This is a genomic window from Bacteroides timonensis (assembly GCF_000513195.1).
Classification (GTDB): domain Bacteria; phylum Bacteroidota; class Bacteroidia; order Bacteroidales; family Bacteroidaceae; genus Bacteroides; species Bacteroides timonensis.
Window position 1 is genome coordinate 1 of record NZ_CBVI010000168.1, and the last position, 7,755, is coordinate 7,755.

At 41.1% G+C, this 7,755-nt stretch carries 8 protein-coding genes; all 8 read left to right on the forward strand.

Annotated elements, in window-relative coordinates:
- Positions 1–538, forward strand: a 538-nt coding sequence (locus BN161_RS26575; RefSeq protein ID WP_044272078.1) for an OmpA family protein, incomplete at its 5' end; no start/stop codon positions are given.
- Positions 539–666: 128 nt separating this feature from the next.
- Positions 667–1,089: a Holliday junction resolvase RuvX gene (gene ruvX, locus BN161_RS26580; protein ID WP_044272080.1), complete on the forward strand. Its 423-nt coding sequence runs from the start codon at positions 667–669 to the stop codon at positions 1,087–1,089.
- A gap of 59 nt (positions 1,090–1,148) precedes the next feature.
- Complete coding sequence (gene def, locus BN161_RS26585; RefSeq protein ID WP_044272082.1) at positions 1,149–1,703, forward strand: peptide deformylase; 555 nt, start codon at positions 1,149–1,151, stop codon at positions 1,701–1,703.
- Between the two features lie 116 nt (positions 1,704–1,819).
- Positions 1,820–3,859, forward strand: coding sequence for a tetratricopeptide repeat protein (locus BN161_RS26590; protein ID WP_044272084.1), 2,040 nt, complete (start codon positions 1,820–1,822; stop codon positions 3,857–3,859).
- 79 nt (positions 3,860–3,938) lie between these two features.
- Complete coding sequence (thrS, locus tag BN161_RS26595; RefSeq protein WP_044272086.1) at positions 3,939–5,879, forward strand: threonine--tRNA ligase; 1,941 nt, start codon at positions 3,939–3,941, stop codon at positions 5,877–5,879.
- A 122-nt stretch (positions 5,880–6,001) separates the two neighbouring features.
- Entirely contained in the window at positions 6,002–6,598 is a 597-nt protein-coding gene (infC, locus tag BN161_RS26600) for a translation initiation factor IF-3 (RefSeq protein WP_044272088.1), read from the forward strand.
- Between the two features lie 69 nt (positions 6,599–6,667).
- A complete protein-coding gene (rpmI, locus tag BN161_RS26605) occupies positions 6,668–6,865 on the forward strand; it encodes a 50S ribosomal protein L35 (protein WP_007214084.1) in 198 nt (65 codons plus the stop codon).
- Positions 6,866–6,961: 96 nt separating this feature from the next.
- Complete coding sequence (gene rplT, locus BN161_RS26610) at positions 6,962–7,312, forward strand: 50S ribosomal protein L20 (protein WP_007214085.1); 351 nt, start codon at positions 6,962–6,964, stop codon at positions 7,310–7,312.
- Positions 7,313–7,755 lie beyond the last annotated feature (443 nt).

The window sequence follows — 7,755 nt, forward strand, 5'->3', positions numbered from 1 at the left end:
CGCTAAGACTGAAGGTATTGTAGGCTTAACTGTAGGTGCAACCTATACTTTCGGTGGCAAGAAGTTCGTAGCTTGCGGCTCGAAAGTTGATCAGAATGCTATCAACAACGAAGTGAATAAGTACAGAAGTGAACTGGCACAGGCTCAGGCTGACCTGGCTAACGCTAAGAACGCTTTGGCTAACGCTAAGCCTGTAACTAAGGAAGTAGTGAAGGAAATTGAAGTTGCCGGTCCTCGTGCCATCTTCTTCAAGATTGGTAGCGCTCGTATCGATGATTACGGTATGGTTAACATCCAGTTGGCCGCTAAGATTCTGAAGGCTAACCCGGATAAGAAGTACAAAGTTGCCGGTTATGCTGACAAGGCTACGGGTAGCGCTTCATGGAACCAGAAGTTGTCTGAAAAACGTGCTCAGGCTGTTTACGACGCATTGATTAAGGAAGGCGTTAATAAGGATCAGCTCGAACTCGTTGGATTCGGTGGTACTGCTAACATGTTCGGTAAGAACTATTTGAACCGAGTAGTAATTCTGGAATAAGATATAGGGCAAAGAGTTGTAAACTCTAAACAAGAGAGGGGGCTTAACATGAGTTAGGCCTCCTTTTTTGTTATTATGACAGCAGATGAGGCAAATATCAAATTTTAATCGTAATTTTGTAGCCCATTATGAGTAGAATATTAGCGATTGATTACGGTAAAAAGCGTACGGGGATAGCCGTCAGCGATACGTTGCAAATGATTGCTAACGGATTGACAACTGTGCCTACACATGAACTGTTGACGTTCATACTTGATTATGTAGGAAAAGAACCGGTGGAACGCATTCTTGTAGGGCTTCCTAAACAAATGAACAATGAAGCTTCGGAAAATATGAAGCGAATAGAGCCTTTTGTTCGTTCGTTGAAGAAAAAATTGCCGGCAATGCCTATTGAGTATGTTGACGAGCGTTTTACTTCTGTTTTGGCACATCGTACTATGCTGGAGGCTGGGCTGAAGAAAAAAGATCGACAGAATAAAGCTTTGGTAGATGAAATCAGTGCGACTATTATCCTACAAAGTTATTTGGAGAATAAACGTTTTGCCTTATAATAATAAGGTATATATACTTATATATAATAGTGATTTAATAATTTGTAATTAGATAAACAATGATTTTACCCATTTACGTGTACGGGCAGCCCGTATTGAGAAAAGTGGCGGAAGATATTACTCCCGACTATCCTGGTTTGAAAGAGTTAATAGCGAATATGTTCGAAACGATGGACCATGCAGAAGGTGTGGGACTTGCTGCTCCACAAATTGGACTTCCTATTCGTGTTGTTGTAGTAGATTTGGATGTACTGTCTGAAGATTATCCGGAATATAAGAATTTTCGGAAAGCATATATCAATCCTCATATCCTTGAAGTATCTGGTGAAGAAATATCTATGGAAGAAGGATGTTTGAGTCTTCCTGGTATCCATGAGTCTGTGAAACGCGGTAATAAAATTCATGTTACATATATGGATGAAGATATGGTGGAGCATGATGAGGTTGTTGAAGGTTATCTGGCGCGTGTGATGCAACATGAGTTTGACCATCTGGAGGGAAAGATGTTTATTGATCACTTGTCTCCCCTGCGTAAACAAATGATTAAGGGAAAACTGAATGCGATGTTGAAGGGCAAGGCTCATTGCACGTATAAAGTGAAAACTGTGAAATAAGCCAATCTTATAATATGGTATAAAAGGCTCAAAAAATATAAAAAGTCTTCCGCTAATCCTGCTAGGTAAATGAAAAGCATTAAATTTGTTTCGTTTACAAGCATTTATAAGACAAGATGATAAAAAAGATACTGACGGCTTTCCTGTTACTTCCAACGTTGCTGTGTGCGCAGATCAATACGGAGCGGGTGATGACAATCGCGCGTAACGCATTGTATTTTGAAGACTATGTGCTTTCTATCCAGTATTTCAACCAGGTAATTAACGCTAAGCCTTATTTATATGAGCCTTACTTTTTTCGTGGTTTGGCAAAGATTAATTTGGATGATTTCCAAGGTGCGGAAGCGGACTGTAATGCTGCTATCCAGCGTAATCCTTTTGTGGTGGGCGCTTATCAGATACGTGGATTGGCTCGTATCCGGCAGAATAATTATGACGGAGCCATAGAGGATTATAAGACAGCCTTGAGATATGATCCGGAAAATCTTGTCTTGTGGCATAATCTTTCTCTTTGCCACATGCAGAAGGAGGACTATGGAGCAGCTAAAGAGGATCTGGGGAAATTGTTGAAAATAGCGCCCAGATATACTCGTGCTTATCTGATGCGTGGTGAAGTATCACTGAAGCAGAAAGATACGATACAGGCCTTGAATGATTTTGAAAAGGCGATTGAAATGGATCGCTATGATCCCGACGGGTGGGGAGCACGTGCTATTGTCCGTCTGCAACAAGGAAAGTATGCGGATGCTGAAGCTGACTTGGATCATTCTATTCATTTGAGTGCAAAGAATGCGGGTAATTATATTAATCGTGCATTGGCTCGTTTTCATCAGAATAATTTGAGAGGTGCCATGAGTGATTATGATCTGGCATTGGATATTGATCCGAATAACTTCCTCGGACACTATAACCGTGGTTTGCTTCGTGCTCAGGTGGGTGATGATAACCGTGCAATAGAAGACTTTGATTTCGTTCTGCAGATAGAGCCGGATAATATGATGGCAACCTTCAACCGTGGTTTGCTACGTGCGCAGACCGGAAATTATCGTGGTGCAATCAGTGATTATTCGAAAGTGATTGATGAATACCCCAACTTTATGGCAGGATATTATCATCGTGCTGAAGCTCGTAAGAAGATCGGTGATCGTAAGGGGGCTGAACAGGATGAATTCAAACTCATGAAGATGCAGATTGACAAACGTAACGGAGTTACGGCAGATAATAAGGATGTCGCAGATAATAATGCTCAGGATGGTGAGGATAAGAGCAAGACGCGTAAGAAGTCCGATAAGAATATGGACAATTACCGGAAGATTGTGATTGCTGACGACTCTGAGCAGGATGAGAAGTATAAGAGTGATTACCGCGGACGTGTACAGGACCGGAATGTATCTATCAAGATGGAACCGATGTATGCGCTGACCTATTATGAGAAATTAAGCGAGGTAAAACGTATCGTTCATTTCCATAAGTATATCGAGGAGTTGAATCATTCTAAATTGTTCCCGAAGCCTTTGCGCATCACCAATATGGAAGCTCCGTTGACGGAAGAACAAGTGAGATTCCATTTTGCTTTGGTCGACTCGCATACCTCGGATATTGTAGCAGATGATAAAGATGCCAAGAAACGTTTCTTACGTGGGCTTGACTTCTATTTGGTTCAAGACTTTGCCAGCTCCATTGATGACTTTACGCAGGCGATTTTGCTGGATGATAAATTCTTCCCGGCTTATTTCATGCGAGCATTGGTGCGCTACAAACAGCTGGAATATAAAAAAGCGGAAGCTGAGTTAACTGAAGGTGTTCCCGGAGCTTCTTCCGATAGTAAGAAACAACCAGAAGTAACGTCAATAGATTATGATATTGTGAAAAATGATTTGGATCATGTCATCCAATTGGCTCCTGATTTTGTTTATGGCTATTATAACCGTGCCAATGTATCATCAATGTTGAAAGATTACCGTGGGGCATTAGAGGATTATAATAAGGCTATTGAATTGAACAAAGACTTTGCTGAAGCTTATTTCAACCGTGGTTTGACTCATATCTTCTTGGGTAACAACAAGCAGGGAATTACAGATCTGAGTAAGGCGGGTGAATTGGGTATCGTATCGGCTTATAATATTATAAAGAGGTTTACCGATACGTGTGAATAACATTTTTTTGCTAAAAAATAAAATATCAAAAAAGAATTAGCTATTTTTGCGTTCTGAAAATTGAAATATACACAACATTATGATAAAGATAACATTTCCAGACGGCTCCGTACGTGAGTATAACGAAGGAGTAACGGGACTGCAGATTGCAGAAAGTATTAGTTCACGCCTGGCACAGGAAGTGCTGGCATGTGGCGTGAACGGTGAGATTTATGATTTGGGACGTCCTATCAATGAGGATGCTGAGTTTGTTCTCTATAAATGGGAAGATGAGCAGGGTAAACACGCTTTCTGGCATACCAGTGCTCACTTGCTGGCCGAAGCTTTACAGGAATTGTATCCGGGTATTCAGTTCGGTATTGGTCCTGCCATCGAAAACGGTTTCTATTATGATGTGGATCCGGGTGAAGCTGTCATTAAAGAATCTGACCTTCTGGCTATTGAAGCCAAGATGGCAGAATTAGTGGCGAAGAAGGAAGCTGTTGTAAGAGAAAATATTTCAAAAACGGATGCATTGAAGAAATTCGGTGACCGTGGTGAGAACTATAAGTGTGAGTTGATCTCCGAATTGGAAGATGGTCGCATAACAACTTATACACAAGGTGCTTTCACGGATTTATGCCGTGGTCCACACTTGATGACTACCGCGCCGATCAAGGCTATTAAGTTGATGTCGGTGGCCGGTGCATATTGGCGTGGACATGAGGATCGTAAGATGATGACGCGTATTTATGGTATCACATTCCCGAAAAAGAAAATGTTGGATGAATATCTGGCTATGCTGGAAGAAGCCAAGAAGCGTGATCATCGTAAGATCGGCAAGGAAATGGATTTATTTATGTTCTCCGACACAGTGGGTAAAGGACTGCCTATGTGGTTGCCGAAGGGGACTGCGTTGCGCTTGCGTCTGCAGGAATTCTTGCGTCGTATCCAGGCACGTTACGATTATCAGGAGGTTATCACTCCCCCGATCGGTAACAAGTTGTTGTATATCACTTCCGGTCACTATGCAAAATATGGTAAAGATTCGTTCCAACCTATTCATACGCCCGAAGAAGGAGAGGAGTACTTCTTGAAACCGATGAATTGTCCTCATCACTGTATGATTTATAAGAATTCTCCGCGATCATATAAAGATTTGCCTTTGCGCTTGGCTGAGTTTGGTACAGTTTGTCGTTATGAGCAAAGTGGTGAATTACATGGATTAACGCGTGTACGTAGTTTTACGCAGGATGATGCACATATCTTCTGCCGTCCCGATCAGGTGAAGGATGAATTCTTGCGTGTGATGGATATTATTTCAATCGTATTCCGTTCCATGGACTTTGCCAATGTAGAGGCTCAGATTTCCTTGCGTGACAAAGTGAATCGTGAAAAATATATTGGTAGCGATGAAAACTGGGAAAGAGCTGAACAATCTATCATTGAGGCTTGTGAAGAAAAGGGCTTGACTGCCAGAATTGAGTATGGTGAAGCTGCTTTCTATGGTCCGAAGTTGGATTTTATGGTGAAAGATGCTATCGGCCGCCGTTGGCAGTTGGGTACCATTCAGGTGGACTATAACTTGCCGGAGCGTTTTGAATTGGAATATACAGGCGCTGATAATCAGAAACATCGTCCGGTAATGATACACCGTGCGCCGTTTGGTTCTATGGAGCGTTTTGTTGCTGTGCTTATTGAGCATACGGCTGGTAAATTCCCATTGTGGCTGACTCCTGAACAGGTGGCTATTCTGCCCATTAGCGAAAAATTCAATGACTACGCACAAGAAGTGAAGAAATTCTTGAAACAATACGATATTCGTGCAATTGTGGATGAGCGTAACGAGAAGATAGGACGTAAGATTCGCGATAACGAATTGAAGCGTATTCCTTACATGTTGATTGTGGGTGAAAAAGAAGCTGAGAATAGAGAAGTTTCTGTCCGCAAGCAAGGGGAAGGCGATAAGGGTACCATGAAATTTGAAGAATTTGCTAAAATTTTGAACGAAGAAGTTCAGAATATGATAAATAAATGGTAACTTTGCGCCCACTTATAAAAGCATAGCATATAGTGATGTTTTAAAGATAGCTTTTATCTAATTTAAAAAATAATAATTTGGGAGTAATAAATAAGAAACAAACTGGAAATAGAGGTTATTTAATGAAAAATGACAGCTTAAAAGGGCAATACCGGATTAATGAGCAAATCCGTGCCAAAGAAGTCCGCATAGTGGGCGATGAAGTAGAACCAAACGTATATCCGATAGCTCAGGCATTAAAGCTTGCCGAAGAGCGTGAGGTGGATCTCGTGGAAATCTCTCCAAACGCGCAACCCCCTGTTTGTCGAATCGTTGATTACTCTAAATTTCTTTATCAGCTGAAGAAGCGTCAGAAGGAACAGAAGGCAAAGCAGGTTAAAGTAAATGTGAAGGAGATTCGTTTCGGTCCACAAACCGATGATCACGATTACAACTTCAAGTTGAAACATGCCAGAGGATTCTTGGAAGATGGTGATAAGGTGAAAGCCTATGTATTCTTTAAAGGTCGTTCAATCTTGTTTAAAGAACAAGGGGAGGTGTTGTTGCTGCGATTTGCCAATGATTTGGAAGACTATGCGAAAGTAGACCAAATGCCGGTATTGGAAGGGAAAAGAATGACCATTCAGCTTTCTCCAAAAAAGAAAGAGGCACCAAAGAAGCCTGCAGCACCGAAATCCGCAGAAGGATCGAAAGCGGCTCCGGCTGAAACAGAAGAATAAAAAAGAAATGAGTAACGCCACAGGTATAGTGCGTTGCCATATAATTTAAATAATTTAAAAATAAGTAAGATGCCAAAGATGAAGACTAACTCCGGTTCTAAAAAGAGATTTACTCTTACCGGAACAGGTAAAATCAAAAGAAAGCACGCTTTTCACAGTCATATCTTGACTAAGAAAACTAAGAAGCAAAAAAGAAACTTGTGCCATTCAACTACAGTTGACGTGACAAACGTAAGCCAAGTTAAGGAACTCTTAGCAATGAAGTAAAAAGCGTACAAAGTATTTTAAAGTATTAACCGAATGCATTAGCTTTAAGTCCGTTGCGTGAAGTAATGGCGCTAACATTCAAAAATTAGTAAAACTATGCCAAGATCAGTAAATCACGTTGCTTCAAGAGCAAGAAGAAAGAAAATTTTGAAATTAACCAGAGGCTACTTTGGTGCAAGAAAGAACGTATGGACCGTTGCCAAGAATACTTGGGAGAAAGGTTTGACTTATGCGTTCCGTGACCGTAAGAACAAGAAAAGAAACTTCCGCGCTTTGTGGATTCAGCGTATTAATGCTGCAGCTCGTTTGGAAGGTATGTCTTATTCTAAGCTGATGGGTGCTTTGCACAAAGCAGGAATCGAAATCAACCGTAAAGTTTTGGCTGATTTAGCGATGAACCATCCGGAAGCTTTCAAGGCTATCGTAGCTAAAGCAAAAGCAGCTTAAGTTTATTTAGCAAATAGTTGACAAAGTGCTGATTACGAATGAGTAATCGGCACTTTTTGCTTATAGTAGGGGAGATATTATATAAAATGTCTTGTCAGAAGGAAACAAAATCATGTTTTTCCTTGTTTCTTTGACGGAAACTTACTACATTTGTTGTAGAAAATATAGCCGCATTGATTGGATCGGGAAACTCATCAAACTATTATGAAATACCGAGACAAGCTTCGCTTCTCAATGGCGGGCCACGCCCTTCGGGGTAACCTTTGAGTCAGTGGATTACAAAGAGGACGAGCGCTCAAATCATGTCATTCGGAGTTTCATCACATCATCGGTGCGGCTTTTTTATAAAGGGGAACGGTAGTCTTGGTTGATTACCGTTCCTTTTTTCTTTTAATGCCACTTCGTCATCTTTGGAGTTATTACATACAAAAACATCCCATGAG